The 19,174-nt window shown below is 62.0% G+C and carries 20 protein-coding genes and 1 tRNA gene; 5 read left to right on the forward strand and 16 right to left on the reverse strand.

From position 1 onward, the window contains the following. The first annotated feature begins 112 nt into the window (after positions 1-112). Positions 113-922, forward strand: coding sequence for a ParA family protein (locus J7I86_RS19940; RefSeq protein ID WP_214822602.1), 810 nt, complete (start codon positions 113-115; stop codon positions 920-922). A 128-nt stretch (positions 923-1,050) separates the two neighbouring features. On the opposite strand, the gene J7I86_RS19945 is transcribed toward J7I86_RS19940, so the two are convergent. The 5 genes from J7I86_RS19945 to gcvH form a co-directional block, all read right to left on the reverse strand. Next, on the reverse strand, positions 1,051-1,644 hold the full coding sequence (locus J7I86_RS19945) for a MerR family transcriptional regulator (protein WP_214822603.1): 594 nt from the start codon (positions 1,642-1,644) through the stop codon (positions 1,051-1,053). A 235-nt stretch (positions 1,645-1,879) separates the two neighbouring features. Next, positions 1,880-2,380, reverse strand: coding sequence for a bifunctional nuclease family protein (locus J7I86_RS19950; RefSeq protein ID WP_214822604.1), 501 nt, complete (start codon positions 2,378-2,380; stop codon positions 1,880-1,882). Then, positions 2,380-3,096, reverse strand: coding sequence for a MerR family transcriptional regulator (locus J7I86_RS19955; RefSeq protein WP_214822605.1), 717 nt, complete (start codon positions 3,094-3,096; stop codon positions 2,380-2,382). Before J7I86_RS19955 ends, J7I86_RS19950 begins: the two co-directional genes overlap by 1 nt. A gap of 20 nt (positions 3,097-3,116) precedes the next feature. Further along, positions 3,117-3,593, reverse strand: coding sequence for an FHA domain-containing protein (locus J7I86_RS19960; protein ID WP_159734836.1), 477 nt, complete (start codon positions 3,591-3,593; stop codon positions 3,117-3,119). A gap of 137 nt (positions 3,594-3,730) precedes the next feature. Beyond that, positions 3,731-4,117, reverse strand: a complete 387-nt coding sequence (gene gcvH, locus J7I86_RS19965) for a glycine cleavage system protein GcvH (protein WP_024820444.1) — start codon at positions 4,115-4,117, stop codon at positions 3,731-3,733. A gap of 116 nt (positions 4,118-4,233) precedes the next feature. Here gcvH and J7I86_RS19970 point away from each other — a divergent pair, with 116 nt between their 5' ends. Further along, positions 4,234-4,815, forward strand: a complete 582-nt coding sequence (locus J7I86_RS19970; protein ID WP_214822606.1) for a hypothetical protein — start codon at positions 4,234-4,236, stop codon at positions 4,813-4,815. An 85-nt stretch (positions 4,816-4,900) separates the two neighbouring features. Here J7I86_RS19970 and J7I86_RS19975 read toward each other — a convergent pair whose 3' ends face one another. After that, entirely contained in the window at positions 4,901-6,109 is a 1,209-nt protein-coding gene (locus tag J7I86_RS19975) for an MFS transporter (protein WP_214822607.1), read from the reverse strand. A 173-nt stretch (positions 6,110-6,282) separates the two neighbouring features. On the opposite strand from J7I86_RS19975, the gene J7I86_RS19980 reads away from it, so the two are divergent. Then, entirely contained in the window at positions 6,283-6,729 is a 447-nt protein-coding gene (locus J7I86_RS19980; RefSeq protein WP_214822608.1) for a MarR family winged helix-turn-helix transcriptional regulator, read from the forward strand. Positions 6,730-6,856: 127 nt separating this feature from the next. On the opposite strand, the gene J7I86_RS19985 is transcribed toward J7I86_RS19980, so the two are convergent. The 10 genes from J7I86_RS19985 to J7I86_RS20030 all read right to left on the reverse strand — a co-directional run bounded on the left by J7I86_RS19985 (position 6,857) and on the right by J7I86_RS20030 (position 16,641). Continuing rightward, positions 6,857-6,933: transfer RNA gene (locus J7I86_RS19985), tRNA-Pro, on the reverse strand. 141 nt (positions 6,934-7,074) lie between these two features. Next, positions 7,075-8,625 carry a ribosome biogenesis GTPase Der gene (der, locus tag J7I86_RS19990; RefSeq protein ID WP_105690808.1) on the reverse strand — a complete coding sequence of 517 codons (1,551 nt, stop codon included), beginning with the start codon at positions 8,623-8,625 and terminating at the stop codon, positions 7,075-7,077. A gap of 10 nt (positions 8,626-8,635) precedes the next feature. Then, positions 8,636-9,370 carry a 1-acyl-sn-glycerol-3-phosphate acyltransferase gene (locus tag J7I86_RS19995; protein WP_214822609.1) on the reverse strand — a complete coding sequence of 245 codons (735 nt, stop codon included), beginning with the start codon at positions 9,368-9,370 and terminating at the stop codon, positions 8,636-8,638. Next, positions 9,360-10,073 (reverse strand): (d)CMP kinase, encoded by a 714-nt coding sequence (gene cmk, locus J7I86_RS20000; RefSeq protein WP_214822610.1) that lies wholly within the window; start codon positions 10,071-10,073, stop codon positions 9,360-9,362. The genes J7I86_RS19995 and cmk overlap by 11 nt, the downstream gene beginning before the upstream one ends. Beyond that, positions 10,073-11,179, reverse strand: coding sequence for a prephenate dehydrogenase (locus J7I86_RS20005; RefSeq protein ID WP_214822611.1), 1,107 nt, complete (start codon positions 11,177-11,179; stop codon positions 10,073-10,075). The genes cmk and J7I86_RS20005 overlap by 1 nt, the downstream gene beginning before the upstream one ends. Positions 11,180-11,182: 3 nt before the next feature. Next, the gene (locus J7I86_RS20010; protein ID WP_214822612.1) at positions 11,183-12,397 is read right to left on the reverse strand and encodes a pseudouridine synthase; all 1,215 of its coding nucleotides are present in this window, start codon (positions 12,395-12,397) and stop codon (positions 11,183-11,185) included. Between the two features lie 151 nt (positions 12,398-12,548). Next, positions 12,549-13,175: an SMC-Scp complex subunit ScpB gene (locus tag J7I86_RS20015; RefSeq protein ID WP_214822634.1), complete on the reverse strand. Its 627-nt coding sequence runs from the start codon at positions 13,173-13,175 to the stop codon at positions 12,549-12,551. Positions 13,176-13,197: 22 nt separating this feature from the next. Next, positions 13,198-14,136, reverse strand: coding sequence for a ScpA family protein (locus J7I86_RS20020; RefSeq protein WP_214822613.1), 939 nt, complete (start codon positions 14,134-14,136; stop codon positions 13,198-13,200). Positions 14,137-14,142: 6 nt separating this feature from the next. Beyond that, a complete protein-coding gene (locus J7I86_RS20025) occupies positions 14,143-15,042 on the reverse strand; it encodes a ParA family protein (protein WP_011774377.1) in 900 nt (299 codons plus the stop codon). A gap of 252 nt (positions 15,043-15,294) precedes the next feature. Beyond that, complete coding sequence (locus J7I86_RS20030; RefSeq protein WP_214822614.1) at positions 15,295-16,641, reverse strand: cation:dicarboxylate symporter family transporter; 1,347 nt, start codon at positions 16,639-16,641, stop codon at positions 15,295-15,297. A gap of 139 nt (positions 16,642-16,780) precedes the next feature. On the opposite strand from J7I86_RS20030, the gene J7I86_RS20035 reads away from it, so the two are divergent. Together J7I86_RS20035 and J7I86_RS20040 are read left to right on the forward strand one after the other, a co-directional pair. Continuing rightward, positions 16,781-18,427 carry a sensor histidine kinase gene (locus J7I86_RS20035; protein ID WP_214822615.1) on the forward strand — a complete coding sequence of 549 codons (1,647 nt, stop codon included), beginning with the start codon at positions 16,781-16,783 and terminating at the stop codon, positions 18,425-18,427. Beyond that, on the forward strand, positions 18,424-19,137 hold the full coding sequence (locus J7I86_RS20040) for a response regulator (RefSeq protein ID WP_214822616.1): 714 nt from the start codon (positions 18,424-18,426) through the stop codon (positions 19,135-19,137). Before J7I86_RS20035 ends, J7I86_RS20040 begins: the two co-directional genes overlap by 4 nt. Positions 19,138-19,174: the final 37 nt, after the last annotated feature.

Here is a 19,174-nt window from a genome sequence, read left to right on the forward strand (position 1 = left end):
ACCACCGCGATGCACCATATGATGTTGAGGGGGCTTCGGCAAGCCCCTGCTCCGGCGCTTCCGGAGCGAATCAGCGCGATACGGCAACCGGCGTTAGGTTTTGGGTTTTCAAGTGCAAGTAGTCAGCATCAGCAGCCTCAAAGGTGGAGTGGGAAAGACGTCCGTAACCACCGGTCTGGCGTCCGCGGCCCTCGCAGCCGGTATTTCCACATTGGTGGTGGATCTCGATCCGCACGCCGACGCCACCACGGCACTTGGCGTTCAGCCAGGCGGACAACTGGACATCGGCCGCATGCTGAAAAGCCCGCGGAAAGCAAACTTGGCGGGCAATGTGGCCGGCAGCAGTTGGGTTTCCAACGGCTCAAGCAACGGCATCTTGGATGTAGCAGTCGGTTCGGCCTTCACGGGAATCTATGACCGCCCGGATTTGGGCAGGCGCGACCTCCGCAGGCTTTCAGCGGTACTGGCTGGTACTACCAACTACGAACTCGTGCTGGTTGACTGCCCGCCCTCCCTCAACGGGCTGACTCGTATGGCGTGGAGCGCCAGCGACCGCGTAGTACTCGTGGCCGAGCCCGGGCTCTTCTCCGTGGCAGGCACCGAGCGCACCATGCGCGCCATTCAGCTGTTCCGGCAGGAGTTCGCCCCCAACTTGGCCCCGGCCGGCATTGTTGCCAACAGAGTCCGCACGGGATCTGTAGAGCACACTTTCCGCTTAGCTGAAATGGAATCCATGTTCGGCGAACTGCTCCTGACGCCACACATTCCGGAGCAGGCCAACTGGCAGCAGATCCAAGGTGCAGCCCATTCGGTCCATCACTGGCCCGGAGACTCGGCAAAGAACGCCGCCAAACTCTTCGATGCCCTCCTTGAAAGCCTCCTGGCCGGACAATCCTCATTGCGGGACCGTCGCCAGCGTTAGCGCCACCACCGGCACACTATCCGGAAAACACGCACTACGCACGAAGGAAGGCCTCGTCCCTGCAGGGACGAGGCCTTCCTTCGTTAATTCTTATGCTTGGGCAGATGTTTAGCTGATGCGGCGCGTGTTTAGCTGATGCGGCGCGCGACGCGTCGCTTGCTCAATTCGTCGTCGGGAAAGGACTGATCACCAGCATGCTCGCTGGGAAGCGCGGCCAGGCTGCCCTCTACTTCCCGCCATACGCGCCCCACGGCGATGCCGAAGACGCCTTGCCCGCCCTGAACGAGGTCGATGACCTCATCGGCGGATGTACATTCGTAGACACTGGCACCATCGCTCATCAGCGTGATCTGCGCAAGGTCCTCGACGCCCCGCTCGCGGAGGTGTTCCACCGCTGTGCGAATCTGCTGGAGTGATACGCCGGTGTCAAGGAGACGTTTGACCACTTTGAGAACGAGAATATCGCGGAAGCCATAGAGCCGCTGCGAACCTGAACCGGCTGCGCCGCGGACGGCAGGTTCAACCAAACCCGTACGCGCCCAATAGTCGAGCTGGCGGTAGGTGATGCCTGCGGCCTTGCAAGCAGTGGGACCGCGGTAGCCCGCGTCCTCATCCAGCACAGGAAGGTCCTCCGTGAAGAGCAAACCTTGGGCGCCGGATGCGGGCGCAGCAATACCGGCAGAGGACTGCTTCAGCTCGCCTGCTTCGCCTTTCGGACTCACGTGACCTCCTTGTTCTCAGTTCCCTTGGGGACGGTGCATACCCTGATACAACGGCGAAATGCAGCAGTGTAATTCCCGCAAGTCCGCACCTTCCAGTGTGACTTGCGCAGGCAGTGTATGCAACGGGAACTTGATAACTTCGACGTTAGGCCTGTGAGGCGCCGAGGTCAAAGACCTTGGCCCCAAAATGAGGTCGTGTCGAAAGTTTCACCCTCAACTTTAGGCTTAGGGTGGATCAGCCTTCGAAATCTTCCGGTTCCACGTCGTCCAGGAACTCCCGGAAACGCCGCATTTCCCGCTCTTCATCCACTGGATCCGGTTCTGAATCCTCACCTTCGTCGTGCTCGGTGATGCGTACGCCGGCTTCCTCCATCACAGCATCGGCACACCAGATGCGGCACTTGGCGCGCAATGCCAGGGCCAGCGCGTCAGAAGCCCGGGAACTTACCACCGTGCCGTCGTCGAACTGCAGTTGTCCATAGAAGATGTTGTCTTCCACGGCCACAATGTTCACGCTGATGATGGAATGTCCCAAGGACTCCACAACATCCACCAAAAGATCGTGTGTCATGGGCCGGGGCGGGACAACGCCCTGCTGGGCCAGGGCGATTGCGCTGGCTTCAGGAGTCCCGATCCAGATGGGAACATGCCGCTCTCCGTTGATCTCCCTTAGAAGCACCAAAGGCTGGTTGGACGGCAGTTCGATCCGGACCCCGACGATTTCGACTTCGATCATCAGCTGTCCATCCGGGAGATACGGTGGTGCATCAAAGCCCTGTGCAGGGTAAGGCAAAGATCGCTGATTTCGCGGGCAGCCTCAGCAGCCCGGGCCTGCGACGCAGCGTCCCGCCGCGAGGTCAAGGGTGCAACAGCCCTCTCCACCAAGCCGAACTCCCGCTCGGCTGCAGCCTGGAAAGGCCGTAGGTGCCGGGGCTCCAGGCCGTGACCTTCCAGCTGAACGCAGGCCCGCGCCACCTGGAGGGCGTGTTCGTCAAACTTGCCGCCCACGTGGCTGATCAGCCCAAAGCTCAGCAGTGATTCGAGCAACGGAACGCTGGCGCCCGACTCGGCACGCAACTGCTCTTCGGTGAGGGCACGGGCGCGCCCTTGCACCTCAGCTGCCATCTCCGCAGAGACCACCCTGGGCGACACCGTGACACCCGAAGGGAGATTCTCCGGCCTCTCGCCGCGATCGATAGCGTCGAGATAATCCTTGATGACCTTCAGCGGCAGGTACTGATCGCGCTGAAGAGCCAGGACGAAACGGAGCCGCTCAACATCGCTGTCTGCGTACTGACGGTAACCGGCAGGAGTCCGTTTGGGGTTGATAAGTCCTTTTTCCTCAAGGAAACGGATCTTGGACGCCGTCATGCCGGGAAAGTCGTCACTCAGCTGAGCAAGGACTTCCCCTATATTCAGGACCTGCGGTCCGCGGCGGTCCTGCTGGGCCATAGCCACAGGCAGATACCCCGTCAGACTTGGCCTGCTGCGCGAACAGGGCTCAGGTAGTAGGTCAACCGGAACTTGCCGATCTGAACCTCGTTGCCGCTCTTCAGGTGCACACGGTCTACGCGGTCGTGATTAACGTACGTTCCGTTGAGGCTTCCCATGTCCACCAGCTCGAATCCGGATTCGGACCGGATGAACTGCACATGCTTGCGGGATACTGTGACATCGTCCAGAAAGATGTCGGCATCCGGGTGCCGCCCAGCCGTGGTGGTGTCCGCGTCCAACAGGAAACGAGCACCGGCGTTGGGGCCGCTGTGCGCAATGAGCAATGCTGAGTTCGGCGGAAGCGCGTCTACGGATGCACGCTCTTCAGGGGCCAACTTGGGCGCAATGCTCGGCTCGTCCCACGTTGGCGTGATGCTGATCGAGGTGGTCTCCGACGTCGGCTGTTCCTCCGCGCCGTTCCCGACATTGGCTTGATTCTGTTCGCCGCCAACCATGGAATTTCCTCCTCATCCGCCGGCAGTTCCAAACCCCGCCGGCCACTTCCGCCTCCCGGTACCGCCGGGCAAATCGGTTGCTGGCCCGCCGTCCCGCTTTCCGGTTTAAGGAAAGCAGCCTGACGGGCCAGATAACTTTAGCCTACCTGTTGTTCGTACTCCGATGCACTGAGCAGGGATTCCACTGCATCAGCTTCTGCAAGCTTTACTTCGATAAGCCATCCCTCACCGTACGGGTCCGAGTTAATCAGGGCCGGATCAGTGTCCAGGGCGTCATTTCGATTGGTGACTTCACCTGTCACCGGCGCGTAGATATCGCTGACGCTTTTGGTGGACTCCACTTCGCCAACAACTTCATTGCCGGTGACTTTTGTACCTGGCTCGGGCATTTGGGCATAGACAACGTCCCCCAAGGCGTCCTGAGCAAAGTCTGTGATGCCAATGCGCACCACGCCGTCGGCATCTGGAGCAGTGACCCACTCGTGTTCTGCGGTGTAGGAGAGTTCTTCCGGAATATTGCTCACTGGTGGCCTTTCATCGGGACATTTACGAACCTCGACGGCGGCCCTTCTGATGGCCACCGCTGAAAGTATAGGCACATTTCCCCTGCACCTGATGGGGTCTCTGCCATGATTGACCCATGACCGAACAAGCACAAGTACCAGCTCAGAAAAAGCGCAATACGGGCCTCAAAATAATCCTGATCCTGGTGGCCGTACTTGTCGCTGTGGCCGCTTACTTCATCCTTGGGGCCATTCTTCCCCGCTGGTGGTCCGATGTCATCGCCGGACAGGTCCGGCGCGATCTTGGGGCCAGCGTTTTGGTGGGCATGTTCTACGGGTTCGTTTTCACTTTCATTCCGTTCCTCGTAGCGTGGCAAGCCACCCGCAAATCGGTGTCCTGGCCCTGGAAAATCGCTATTATCCTGATTGCAGTCGCCATCGCCACGCCTAATCTGCTCACCGCCGGCATCGCCTTCGGCAACACGGAGTCAGCCCACGCCGGCCAGAGGACGTTGAGCGTGGATGCCGGGTTCTTCACCACTTGGACAGCCATTTCCGCCGTTGCTGCTCTGCTCATCTTCATTGCGGTCACCATCCTCTGGGCGGTGTGGCGGCGCAGGGGAAAGCAAATGAAGGTGCTCAGGCAAGCAGAGAACCAGCGCCTCAAGGCCGCGAAGAGCGCTGAAGCTGAAGCGCACAACACCACACCAAGCGCCTAAGACGCGTCGAAGCCCGCCACGGATTATCCGTGGCGGGCTTCTTCATTTCATCGCCGGGCCTTGCAGCCCGGCTTCTCACCCGGCGTCAGGCGACAGTTGCGTCGCGCGGTTCGCGTTCGACGTCGGGAGTTACAGCAGGTGCCGCAGTTCCCCCGCGTTTCGCTGCTGCGGCCGCGGCCAGCATGACCAGCAGTGCGGCGACGGTGATACCTGCTCCAGCCCAGATGGGCGAGGTGTAGCCGAGACCTGCGGTGATGGTTACGCCACCAAGCCAGGCCCCGAGAGCGTTGCCGAGGTTGAAGGCGCCAATGTTCGCCCCCGATGCCAGCGTTGGTGCCGTAGAAGCGAAGTGCATTACGCGCATTTGGAGCCCCGGGACGGTAGCAAAGCCGAAACCGCCCATGAGCGCCAGTGACACCAGCGTTGCGGTGCTGTTCGAAGCAGTGAGTGCGAAGAAAATCAACACTGCAACAAGCCCGGCGAGGATGACAATGAGTGACTTGTCCAACGCTCTGTCCGCGGCCTTGCCGCCCAGGAAGTTGCCAACAAACAGCCCGCCACCGAACAGCACCAGGAGCCACGGCACAGCTCCTGACTCAAATCCCGAAACCTCGGTGAGGGTGAAGGCGATATAGGTGAAGGCACCGAACATGCCACCAAATCCAAGAACCGTGACGATGATGGAGAGCCACACTTGACCGGACGTGAAGGCACCCAGTTCGCTGCGGAGGCCCTTGGTGGGTTCCGTGGTGGCTTTGGGAACCATGAGCGCGATGCCGAGCAAGGCAACCACACCTATGGCGGTGATCGCCCAGAAGGTTGAGCGCCAGCCGAAGTTCTGGCCCAGCAGCGTGCCGAAAGGAACACCCAGGACGTTGGCCGCGGTAAGGCCGGTGAACATGATGGCGATGGCCCCGGCCTTCTTGTGGGAAGGCACGAGGCTCGCGGCTACCACTGAACCGATGCCGAAGAACGCGCCGTGGCAGAGTGCCGCGATGATGCGGCCGATCATCATGGCCGCATAGCTGTCGGCCATGGCGGACAAGAAGTTCCCGGCGATGAACAAGCCGAGCAAGCCGACGAGAACCGGCTTGCGGGGCAGCCTGGTCACTGCGGCCGTCACCAGGAGGGCGCCGACGGTGACGCTCAGGGCATAGCCCGAGATGAACCAGCCGGCCGAAGCCTCGCTGACCTGGAAGTCGGCAGCAACTTCCGGCAAGAGACCCATGATCACGAATTCGGTCAGTCCGATGCCGAATCCGCCGAGGGCAAGGGCAATCAACCCTGCGGGCATGTGGAGCTCCTTAAAATGGTCGGTTCCGAGGTGAAGTGGAAGTGCGTCGCCAGGAACCGTAGAATAATAGTTGCAGACGCTCTATATATAGTTGCACACGCTAGATACTTGCGCAAGCAACTACTTGCAATGCATCTCGATCTACACCACATCAAGGCAGGAGCACAGCAGACATGGGCATCAAGGATGACGCCGTAGAAGTACGGGCGCAGGGCTGGCGAACCCTTGCCGCCCTGCACGGAAGCATCGAAACGGAGCTCGAGAAGGCCCTCCAGGCTTCAAGTGACCTGTCGGTGGTGGAATACACGGTCCTGGACGCACTGAGTCGCCAGGACGGTTGGCACATGCGGATGCAGCAGCTGGCCCGCGCCACCGCCCTGTCCAGCAGCGCCACCACTCGTCTGGTTAACCGACTCGAGGACCGGGGCCTCCTCACCCGCATCCTGTGCGCCGACGACCGTCGCGGCATTTACACCGAGCTGACACAGGCAGGCCAGAAGCTTCTCGAAGCTGCCAAGCCCGTGCATGACCAGACCCTGGCCTCCGCCCTTGAGGCCGCCGAGTCAGTACCCGAACTCGAGCCCCTGGTGCGGGCGCTCGGCGCACTGCAGAAGGCCTAGCCTGATCGCCCGGCCTTGCTTGTATCCCCCGACGTTCAACGGCGAGTTATGCAAACAAGGCCGGGAGCAAGGCGTCTTAACGACCAAAGGCCGGAATCAGCGTGTTTCCACGTGATTCCGGCCTTCATGGTCGGGCTGACAGGATTTGAACCTGCGACCCCTTGACCCCCAGTCAAGTGCGCTACCAAGCTGCGCTACAGCCCGCTGGTTCCACCGTTCTCCGCCTAAGTTTTCCTCCGAAGAGTCTCACCTAAGCAGTCCGGCCGAACCACCTCCAAAAGCTTACACGAAGTTGGAGGTCGGAGACGCCACCACGGCCAAAGTGGGTTGTGATGCCCGTCTCACTTAGCGCTTCTTGCCACGCTTCTCGCGTACGCGCATGTTGACCTCAATGGGCGTGCCCTCAAAGCCAAACGTTTCGCGGAGGCGACGCGTGATGAAGCGACGGTATCCCGGGTCCAGGAAGCCGGTGGTGAACAGCACGAACTTCGGCGGGCGGCTGGATGCCTGGGTGCCGAAGAGGATGCGAGGCTGCTTTCCGCCACGGACCGGGTGCGGGTGCGCTGCCACGAGTTCGCCCAGGAACGCGTTGAGGCGTCCGGTGGGGATACGGCGGTCCCAGCTCTCCAAAGCAATGTCCAGCGCGGGGACAAGCCTGTCCTTGTGCCAGCCGGTCTTGGCCGAGATATTCACGCGCGGAGCCCACTCCACATGGGCAAGGTCCTGGTCGATTTCGCGCTCCAGGTAACGGCGGCGTTCGTCATCGAGCAGATCCCATTTGTTGAACGCGAGCACCAGCGCACGGCCGGATTCGATCGCCAACTGCAGGATGCGGACATCCTGCTCGCTGAGGACCTCATCTACAGCAAGAAGCACGACGGCGACCTCCGCCTTCTCCAGCGCGGCCTGCGTGCGCAGGGAAGCGTAGAAGTCGGCGCCCTGGGCCATGTGCTGGCGGCGGCGGATACCTGCGGTGTCCACGAAGCGCCACGTGCGATCGCCGAGCTCGATGAATTCGTCAACGGGATCACGCGTGGTGCCGGCCAACGGATCAACCACTACACGCTCGGAGCCCGCAAGCTTATTGAGCAGCGAGGACTTGCCTACGTTCGGGCGACCAATCAGCGCGATGCGGCGAGGACCGCCGGAACGCTCCACACCATCCACCAAGGAGAACTCGGGCAGGGTGTCCATGACGTGATCCAAGAGGTCTGCAACGCCGCGGCCGTGCAGGGCCGAAACCGGGTACGGTTGGCCAAAGCCCAGGCCCCACAGTGCAGCGGAATCGGCTTCCTGGGCGAAGTCGTCCACCTTATTGGCCACCATGATGACCGGCTTCTTGCTCTTGCGGAGCATCTTCATGACGCCCTCGTCCGTGGCTGTTGCGCCAACAGCGGAGTCCACCACGAAGAGAACGGCGTCGGCAAGCTCAACAGCCATCTCGGCCTGCTCTGCAACCCTGGCGTGGATGCCCTTGGCGTCGTGCTCCCAACCACCGGTATCCACCAAGGTGAAGTTGCGGCCGTTCCAGCGGGCTGAGTACATCACACGGTCGCGGGTAACGCCCGGGGTGTCCTCAACAACAGCTTCGCGGCGGCCAAGAATACGGTTGACCAAGGTGGACTTGCCCACGTTCGGGCGCCCGATGATAGCCAGAACCGGGTCCAGTTTGAGGGGACCTTCGTCGCCTTCATCGCCGTATTCACCGCTGAGCAGCGCGGCGTCTTCTTCGTCGAGTTCGTAGTCCTCCAGGCCTGCCCGGAGGGTGGCCGCGCGGAGCTCGGCTTCGTCGTCGTCCAGGGCCGCCAGGTTTTCCGCCACCTGGTCGGTGCCGGTGGGCGTGTATTCGTCGTCGCCGGCTCCGTGGAGGCCGGATTTTTGAGTCGTATCGCTCATTGCACTTTCCTTAGTGGTGGTCTGCCGGCGTCCCGGCTACTGCTGAGTGGCGGTGCTGCGAAGTGTTTTCTCCGGGCGCAGGTTCCAGGGGAAGACCCTGGGCTGTGGCCCGTATGGCGTCCTGGACGTGACCGACCAGGGCTTCACGGATCTCCGCAGCCGCCCTGTCCATTGAAACACGCCCCGGTTCGCCCTTCCGGCGCTTCACCGTAATGGGTTCGCCGAAGCTCACATGGAGCTTGCGGCGTGGTTTGGGGATATGGTCGCGATGCTCATCGCCCTGACGGGTTCCGAGGATGGCGACCGGTATAACTGTGGCTCCCGAGTTGAGGGCGAGCCACGCAACACCGTTGCTAATGTTTTCTGCCGAACCGCCACCCCGGGTTCCTTCGGGAAGAATCCCTACGCAACGGCCGGCGTCGAGCAGTTTCTTGCCGACGTGCAGGGCGGTTCGGTCACCGGAGCGGTCCACCGGAATCTGTCCGGATCCCCTCAGGACAGAGCCCAAAAAGCCTGTGAACATCTCTTTCTTGACCAGGATGTGCATGGGACGAGGCGACGCGCCGAACATCACTGGCCCGTCAAGGAAGCTGATGTGGTTCGCCGCGAAAACCACGGGTCCGGCCGCGGGAACGTTGCTTTTGCCCACCACGATGGTCCGGTAGATGACGTGATCCAGGAACCAGCCCACCGGCCGGCTCCATAGCCTGCTCCCCGCGGAGGGGAGCTGATTCTCAATCACCATAAATAACCTTGCTCACGATCGCCAAGGCGGTCTCCACCGTTTCCTCGAAGTTCAGATCCGAAGAATCGAGCGTCACCACGCCGTCGGCCGCTTGGGTGAAGTTCACCACCGTGGAGTCCTTGGCATCGCGCTGGATTACCTGGGCCTTGAGCTGTTCCTTGGTCTGCGTCCCGCCAAGCTGGATCCCACGACGCCGTAGCCTGGCTTCCTCGCTGGCGGTCAAGAGCATGCGAACCTCAGCATTGGGAACGACGACGGTGGTGATGTCGCGCCCTTCCACCACCATGCGGCGGTGGTGCTGGTCGATCAGCTCACGCTGGCGACGGATCAGCTCGGTGCGGGCACCAAGCGTCGTGGCGACTGCACTGACCGACGAGGAAATCAAAGGATCCCGGATTTCGTCCGTGATGTCCGTCCCATCAACCGCCACATACTCCGTGGCGGTACTGGTGCTGATCTCCAAGGGCATGATCTTTGAAGCCTGTTCCACCGCGGCGCCGTCCTGAAGGTCAACGCCGGTTTTCAGGCAGAACCAGGTCAGGGCACGATACATCGCACCGGTATCCAGGTACGCAAGCTTCAAGCGCCGGGCAACTTCCTTGCTGACGCTGGATTTGCCGGATCCCGACGGGCCATCGATTGCGATCACGAGCGGCTTGCCGGGACGGGCAACTGTCTCCGGGCCAAAGAATTCACGCGTCATTACTGGAGTACCCGCCATCCACGGTCAGTCAAAGCTTCAACAAGGAGGTCATGCTTGCTCGGAAGCACGGAGAGCTCCACCATGCCCACGTTTTGTCCGGAGGAGTGGTCGAGCCGGAGGTCTTCAAGGTTCACGCCGATCTCGCCGATCTCCGTAAGGAGGTGCGCGATCTGGCCGGGTGTGTCGTCCACCAGGATGGTGAGCCACGAGTAAGCCTGAGGGGGTCCGCCGTGCTTTCCGGGAATCCGGGCCTGGCCTGCGTTGCCCTCACTGATCAGCTGGGCGAGGTCGAGCCGCGCGCCGGGGGCGAGGGGTTCTTCCAAGGTTCCGATCAGACGGTTCAGGTCCTCACGCACACCGTGCAGGATGGAAACCACCTTCTCCGCGTTGCCGCCCAGGATCTGCACCCAGAGGGTGGGATCGCTGGCTGCGATGCGAGTGGTGTCCCGGAGTCCGTTGCCCGCCAAAGAGAGGGCATGCAGCGGCGTACCCTGCAGGCGGCTCGCCAGAAGCGAGGACATGATCTGCGGCAAATGAGACACCAACGCGACGGCTTCATCGTGCTCGTCCGCCGTGAACTGGAAAACAATGGCTCCCAGATCCCCCGCAAGCGAACGTGCAGTCCGGAGTGCAGCATCCGAGGTTTCCTCGGAGGGGCAGAGCACCCACGGCATGGATGTAAAAAGCTCGCCCCTGGCCGCAACCGGGCCGGACTTTTCCCTGCCTGCCATGGGGTGGGTACCCACATAGCGGGCCAGGTCAACGCCGCGTTCCCGTAACTGTGCCTGGATGGTGGCCTTGACGCTGGCAATATCAACCACCACCGCTGACGGGTAATCCGCCAGCGCCTTCTGCACGACGTCGGCCGTAACATCCGGCGGTGCCGCGACAACTACCAGCCGGGGCTGTTCATCCAGCTCCCCCAAGGGCCGCCCCGCACCGATGTCCACCGCCACCGCCTGGTTGGTGGGCGAGATATCAAATAGGAAAACGGGGACTCCGCGTCCACGCAGGCCGAGGCCAATGCTGGCCCCAAGCAAGCCTGTACCGAGAACGACGACCGGGCCATCAAGATGGCCCCGGCCGTGCGTACCGAATGCCGACATGCCCTAGAGCCCCACAGATGACAGAAGGTGCCCGACTTCCTGCCTGCCGAGGTTGCGGATGCTGCCCTGGCGCTGGTCGCCCAAGCCGATGGGTCCAACCTTGACGCGGACAAGACGCTCCACCGGGAACCCGATGGCGTCGAACATGCGACGCACAATGCGGTTCTTGCCCGAGTGCAGGACAACCTCAATCAGAACGTGGCCCGGGGTGGAGTCAACCAAGCGGAAGGAGTCCACCGCAGCTACGCCGTCTTCGAGCTCGACGCCGTTCTTCAGCTTTGCTCCCACGCCTTGCGGGAAGGGGCCACGCACCTGAACCAAGTACGTCTTGGGTACCTCATACGAAGGGTGAGTCAGGCGGTTGGCCAGTTCGCCGTCGTTCGTCAGCAGCAGCAGCCCCTCAGTGGCGACATCGAGGCGGCCCACGTGGAAGAGGCGTTCGCCCTTGTTCTTGTTGTTCTTGAGGAAGTCGCTGATGCAGGGACGGCCCTCCGGGTCCTCCATGGTGGAAACAACGCCCTTGGGCTTGTTGAAGACCATGTAGACGAGGGTGTCGTCGAGCTGGATCCGGATGCCATCAACGTGAATCACGGCGGACGTGGGATCCACACGCATGCCGAGTTCGGTGGTCACCACACCGTCAACCTCGACGCGTCCTTCGAGGATCATTTCCTCGCACACGCGGCGTGAGGCCACGCCTGCCTGTGCCATGACCTTTTGCAAGCGCACGCCGTCAGCATCGTGAAGATCGGACTGAGGGACTTCCTGTCGCGGACCCCGGTTGCGTGCCGGCTTCCGGATGGGTCCAAGGTTCTGGCCGAAGCGTTCGCTGCCGAAGGCCTTGGATCCGTACTGCCTTGCCGGCTTGGCCTTGGGCTTGATCGCACCCGGAGTGCCGGGTGCCTTGCCAAAGCCAGGCTTGTTGGAGCCGGGCTTGCGGAAAGGCTTTGCGGGCCTGGCCGCCTGGCCGCGGTCGTAATCGTCCGCTGTTGTGGGGTTGTCAGGATCGAAAGGTGCCGCTTCGCGCGGCTTCGAAGCCTTGAAGGGGCGGCCCTCGCCCTGGGTGAAGTTGCGCTTTCCAGCGCCGGCACTGCCGCCGCGGCCGGAGAAGCCGCCGGCGTTGGAGCGGCCTGTGCCGCCTCCCTTTGCCTCATTGCGTCCGGAACTGTTTCGTCCCGAACCGTTACGTGGTGAACTCTGGCGTCCCGCCTGTGTCATGACCCGTCCTTGTGTAGTAATGGCCGGCAATAGCTGTTGAAATCAACACTAGCCAGCCGGGCAGACATCGTCTGCCCCTTGTCGCTGTGCACCTTGATATGGCGCCGTGAATCAGTATGAAGTTCTCTTGCAGTGCCGGTGTTGGCCGTGGCTACATCCGGCTGGCGTCGTAGTACTCGTCGATGCCTTCCAACCCAGGAAGGTGCGGTGAGAGCTGTGGCAGTTCAGCCACCGAGCCGATGCCCATCCGTTCCAGGAAGTACGAGGTTGTCCGGTAAAGGACAGCCCCCGATTCGGGATCGTTTCCGGAGTCCTCGATCAAACCCCTTTGGGTTAAAGTCCGGACCACAGAATCGACGTTGACGCCGCGAATGGCAGACACCCGGGCCCTTGAGACCGGTTGCCGGTAAGCAATGACCGCCAGTGTCTCAAGCGCCGCCTGAGTCAGCCTGGTGGTCTGCCCCTCAAGGACGAACCTCCCCACGACGTCGGCAAATTCCGCCCGTGAATAGATCCGCCACCCACCGGCGACGTTCCGCAATTCAAAACCCCGGGGTGCAGTGCTGGCATCGGCAAAGCCGACAGCATCCACGTCCGGGGCTTTAACAGTATAGCCGCTATAGTCCCGCTGCAGGTCCTGCAGCAAATCCTCGACGACGGCCACCGTCACGTTGAGTCCGGCGGCCAGCTCCTCCGAGGTGGCCGGCACATCGATCACCATGAGGACAGCCTCCAACGCTGCACGCGCACCGCCGGGCAGGGCATCCAGCTCAGCCATCCCGTCCTCGACCGTTTCCTGCTCACTCACTGGCGCCACCAACCCCGCTTCCTGTTCCTGCTTCAGGCCCATACTCCTCGCTCAGGCTGGAGCCATCCCAGCCGGCGTCATCGCCAGTCCATCGAACTGTCAGCTCAGACAACGGTCCGGGCTGCTCAAAGGCAACCACGCGGTCGCGGAACATTTCCAGCAATGCCAGGAATCGTGCCACCACCACCAAAGTAGTTTCGGCGTCGGCAATCAACGCCTGGAAGGACAACGGCGCCCCCAGCTTCAGGCGATAACCCATGATTTCAGCCTGTTCCTTGACACTTACCGGCGGAGCGTGAAGGTGGTCCAAGCCAACCTCGGCAGGGGCTGAATCTTTGGGCTTGAGCGCTTTGGCAGCGAGTTCCGCGAACTGCTCCGGGGTGTGCCGCCACACGAGCTCCGGAAGCAGCGCTGAGAAATGGCTTTCAAGGGCAACCTGCCGCGGGTACCTCCGGGCTTCCTCTTCCAGGGTCCCGCCCAGGATCCCGGCGATCTGTTTGAACGCCTTGTACTGCAGAAGGCGGGCGAACAGCAGGTCCCTCGCCTCAAGGAGGGCGATGTCCTCGGCATCCTCCACCTCACCGGCAGGCAGGAGGCGCGCAGCCTTCAAGTCCAACAGTGTTGCGGCAATCACCAGGAACTCGCTGGCTTCATCCAGCGCCCAGTCCTCCCCCAACTCCTGAAGGCGCCTGATGTACTTGATGAACTCATCGGTGACCGTGGCCAGGGCCACCTCGGTGATATCCAGCTTGTGTTTGGAAATGAGGCCGAGCAAGAGGTCAAAGGGTCCCGTGAAGTTAGCCAGCCGTACCTCGAACCCGGCCTTACGGGCTTCGGAGGTACCGGCGTCGGGCGCTTCCGCTTGTGCGGCTGTTTCGGCTTTCCGCGAGGCCAAGTCCGCTTCCGCGGTGGGGGCGATTGACGGTCCCACCGTCCGCTAGGGCGCGCCGCCGCGCGAGATCAGTTCCTTGGCAAGGCGGCGGTAAGCGTCAGCGCCGATGTGATTGCCGGCGTAGCTGGTGATGGGCTCGGCGGCCACGGTGGCATCTGCAAACTTGATGGAACGCTTGATGACCGTCTCAAAGACCTTGTCCCCAAACGCCTCCACCAAGCGCGAGATGACTTCGCGGCTGTGCAGGGTGCGGGCGTCATACATGGTGGCCAGGACCCCGTCCACCTGAAGGCGCGGGTTCAGGCGATCCTGTACTTTCTCGATGGTTTCCACCAGGAGCGCGACGGCGCGCAAGGCGAAGAACTCGCAAATCAACGGGATGATGACGCCGTGGGCTGCAGTCAGCGCATTCACTGTCAACAGGCCCAGCGACGGCTGGCAGTCGATTAAAACGACGTCGTAGTCGTCCTCAACGCTCTTGAGTGCGCGGTCCAGGACCTGCTCACGGGCTACCTCATTGACCAGCTGGACTTCAGCTGCCGAGAGGTCAATGTTGGCGGGTAGGAGGTCGACGCCTTCAACACCGGTCTGTTGGATGGCATCGCGGATGTTGACCTTGCGGTCCATCAGGACGTTGTAGACGGTGAGGTCAAGCTCGTGCGGGTTGGCCCCGAGGCCGGCGGAGAGAGCCCCCTGGGGATCAAAATCCACCAACAGGACACGCCTGCCGTACTCGGCGAGCGCAGCCGCCAGGTTAATGGTGGACGTGGTTTTGCCCACGCCGCCCTTTTGATTGACCATGGCGATGACTCTCGCCGGGCCGTGGGAGGCCAGTGGAGCAGGTTCCGGGAATTCGCGGTGAGGGCGGCCCGTGGGCCCCATGATGGCGTCTTCCAGATCGAGCTCGGTGCCTTCCAGCGTAGCTGTTCCCCGTTCGATGCTCACGTATCTAACCACTCTTTCGACGACGATCTTCCCTGCCGCTGCACCCAAGGGCGACAGCGCTGCTACCCCTTTAGGCTACAGCGCCCGACACGGTTATTTGGGGAACTTGACTTTGGCCGATTCTTGAGCCTTGACCCTCTGGTTGAGGTCGAAGGTTGAGGGTTCGGCCCCGACGACTAAAGGGAACAGCGAAGGCCGACACCAGGTGGGGTGCCGGCCTTCGCTTTCGATCCTGCGTTGAAGTTGGTCCTGTTAGACCGTGGCCTTCTCGCGGGTCTCACCCTCGGGGGCAGCCTCTTCCTCCCCGCCGTGAGCGATCATTGTCTGCTCATCGAAGGGCTCGCTGCCGGAGAGGACGCGCCCCACCTGGCCATTGTCGATTTCCTTCACCCAGGTGCCGATCAGGATTGTGGCGACTGCGTTGCCGGTGAAGTTGGTCAGCGCACGGGCCTCGGACATGAAGCGGTCGATTCCGACGATCATGCCTACGCCGCCGAGGAGCTCCGGCTTGTGTGCCTGGAGGCCGGCAGCAAGGGTTGCCAGTCCGGCGCCTGTGACTCCGGCGGCGCCCTTGGAAGCGATGATCATGAAGACCAGCAGGGAGATCTGGGCGCCGAGATCCAAGGGCGTGCCCATGGCGTTGGCTACGAACAGCGATGCCATGGTCAGGTAGATCGCCGTGCCATCAAGGTTGAACGAGTAACCCGTGGGAACCGTGACGCCGACAACCGGCTTGGAAACACCCAGGTGTTCCATCTTGGCGATCAGTCGCGGCAGGGCTGCCTCGGAGGATGAGGTGGAGAAGATCAGGAGGTACTCGCGGGCCAGGTACTTCATGAGCTTGAAGATGTTGACGCCGGCCACGGCACGGAGCAGGCTACCGAGGATAACCACGATGAACAATGCACAGGTGATGTAGAAGGCCAGCATCAGGGTGAACATGCTGAGGATCGCTTGGGCGCCAGTGGCACCAACGACGGCGGCGATGGCACCGAATGCGCCCACCGGGGCCAGCCACATGATCATGATGAGGATACGGAAGACGAGGCGCTGCCCGTGGCCTACCGCATTGAGGATGGGCGTTCCTTGCTTACCCATCCGCTGGAGCGCGAAGCCGACCAGGATGGCGGCTAGAAGGGTGGGCAGGACAGGGATGTCACCGGGGATGATTCCCAGGAGGAAGTCAACGGTGCTGTTGGTTTCGGCCTTCTTGTTGGGATCATAAGGGGTCAGCTTGAGACCCTCACCCGGGTGGATCAGGTTGCCCACCACCAGACCGATAGCGAGCGCAAACGTGGACATTGCCACGAAGTAGCCCAAGGCCAGCCCTCCCACCTTGCCAACGGTTGCGGCCTTGGCAATGGAGCCGATGCCCAGGACGATGGTGCAGAAGATGACCGGGGCAATCATCATCTTGATGAGTTTGATGAAGCCGTCACCAAGGGGCTTAAGGGATTTGCCGACCTCAGGGAACATTAGACCGATCACGGCGCCGAGCACTACGGCCAGGATGACCGCGATGTACAGGTAGTGCGACTTGTCCAGCCCCTTGCGTCCACCTTTGGCGGCTACTGCCGACTCTCCTCGTTGAGAGGTCATGGGATTCTCCTTCTGGATACTGTGTAAGGCGCTGCGGTCCTGCACTGATGTCCAATCCGCTGCCCTTGTGTGATATCCATCATTGAGCCGCTGGTGACACACATCACCGTTGCGGTCATATTGGTCATGGGAGGCCCTCGTGTTTCACAGCTGGAGCATCGCCCGCCGTTTGTTCGTGGCGAACCTGTTGTTCGTCCTGGTGCTGACGGCGGTCTTCGGTGCGTTCTCCGTGGTGGAAGCCAGGGACAGGGCTTACGACGAGGCCGGCGGCAGGATGCAGGCAATCGCCACCTCCCTGGCCAACAGTCCCCTGGTGCTGGAGGCTGCTTCGACGCCGGATCCTTCAGCCATCCTCCAGCCCTATGCGCGGGAAGTCATGGACGACGCGGACGCCGACTTCATCACCATCATGGCTCCGGACAGGACGCGCTGGACCCATCCGCGGACCGAGGAGCTGGGCAAGCCCTACATCGGGACGATTGAGCCCGCCCTCGGTGGCGAAACCTTCACCGAAGTCACAGCCGGAACTTTGGGCCCCTCTGTCCGTACGATAGCCCCCGTCAAAGACATCGAGGGTAACGTCAAGGCCTTGGTGGCTGCCGGTGTGACGGTTCGCACCGTGGACACCGACGTTGCCGAAAGGCTGACGGTGATAGGCGTCATCGCCTTGGTGGTCCTGTTCTTCGGATCGGTAGCATCATGGTTGTTGGGCCGCTACCTTCGCTCGGTGACCCGGGGATGGGGACCTGAACAACTGGCACAGCTGTTCGCCTACTACGAGTCCGTTCTTCATTCGGTCCGCGAAGGCGTGATCCTGATTGACACGCACGGCAATGCAGTGATGTACAACGACCAAGCCGCAGAGCTGCTGGGGCTGGAACCTTCCGACGCCGACCGTTCCCCTGACGAGGCCCCCAAGCTCACCGACCTTCCCTTCGACGGCAGCCTGCGAGCGCTGTTCGAATCAGGAAGACCGGCACACGACGAAATCCACCTGACCGGTTCCCGGATCCTGGTTGTCAATCAGGCTCCGGCGGTGGGGCCGGTGCCTGAACGCAGCCGGCAGAAACCCGCCGTCTACGGGACGGTGGCGACTATCCGGGATCGTACCGAGATCGAATCCCTGGGCACCGAACTGCAGACCATGAAGACCCTCTCCGATGCTCTGCGCGCCCAGACACATGAGCACGCGAACCGCCTGCACATGATTGTTTCCTTGCTGGAACTGGGCCGCACGCCCCAGGCTTTGGACTTTGCCACCAAGGACCTTGAGCTTAGCCAGCAACTGACCGATGACATGGTGGCGTCAGTGGACGAGCCGGTGATGAGCGCGTTGGTGATGGGCAAGGCGGCCGAAGCCCACGAACGCGGTGTGGAATTGGCGGTGCGGACCTCGGGGAGCTCGGGCGTCCGGGGCTTGGAGATCCAGGACCTGGTGACCATTCTGGGGAACCTGCTGGACAATGCGATTGATGCTGCGGCCGCAGGTGACTTGCCGCGGACGGTGGAGTTGGACGTCGAAGCCGGGCCCGCCGCCGTCGAATTCACGGTGCGGGACTCAGGCAGCGGCATCAATCCTGACTCTATCGATGACGTCCTGCAGTACGGTTTCAGCACGAAGTCCCCGGAAGAAAATCCACGCGGAGCCCATGGGCGGGGCGTTGGCCTCGCCTTGGTGCGTCAGGCTGTGGAGCGGCTCAACGGTACGATGACCATCAGCAATCCCGGCGGAGCACAGTTCCATGTCCTGCTCCCCGCGCCTGTTCCCGAGGAAGAGAAGGCATGACAGACATCCGCGTCCTGGTGGTGGAGGACGAGCCCATAGCCTCGGACGCCCACTCTGTCTATATTGGCCGCCTGGAAGGTTTCAGCCTGGTGGGGACGGCTACGGACGGCCAATCGGCGTTGCGCATCCTCGGCGAGTTTGCGGTCTCGGGAACGCCGGTGGACCTTGTCCTGTTGGACATGAACCTTCCGGACCTTCACGGCCTTGACGTGGCCCGGCGGATGCGTTCCGCTGGGGTCTTTGCCGACATCATCGCCATCACTGCCGTCCGGGAACTGAACATTGTGCGCAGCGCCGTGTCCATTGGCGTCGTGCAGTACCTCATCAAGCCCTTTACCTACGCCACGTTTGCCGACAAGCTCAGCAGCTACCGGACGTTCCGCGAACAGCTGGCAGGCTCGATGTCCGGGATATCCAAAGCCGGGGCCTCGCAGAGTGACGTAGACCAGGCGTTCGCGAGTCTCCGCGCCCCCACCGAGCTGCCGCTGCCCAAGGGACTCTCCGGCTCAACCTTGGAAGCGGTGAAGGACCTGGTGCGGGCGGGGCAATATGCGGTGTCGGCAAGTGAGGTCATGGACGCACTCGGGATGTCCCGCGTGACCGCCAGGCGGTATCTGGAGTACCTGGCCGATGCCGGAACGGTCACCAGGGCGCCGCGGTACGGCACTCCGGGGCGGCCCGAGAATGAGTACGGCTGGAACCGTCGTTAGGTCTCTGTATACATAGAGTGTTTCTTTTGTTCATTTG

Origin of the sequence: Arthrobacter sp. ISL-95, assembly GCF_018613695.1 — a bacterium.
Taxonomy (GTDB): domain Bacteria; phylum Actinomycetota; class Actinomycetes; order Actinomycetales; family Micrococcaceae; genus Arthrobacter.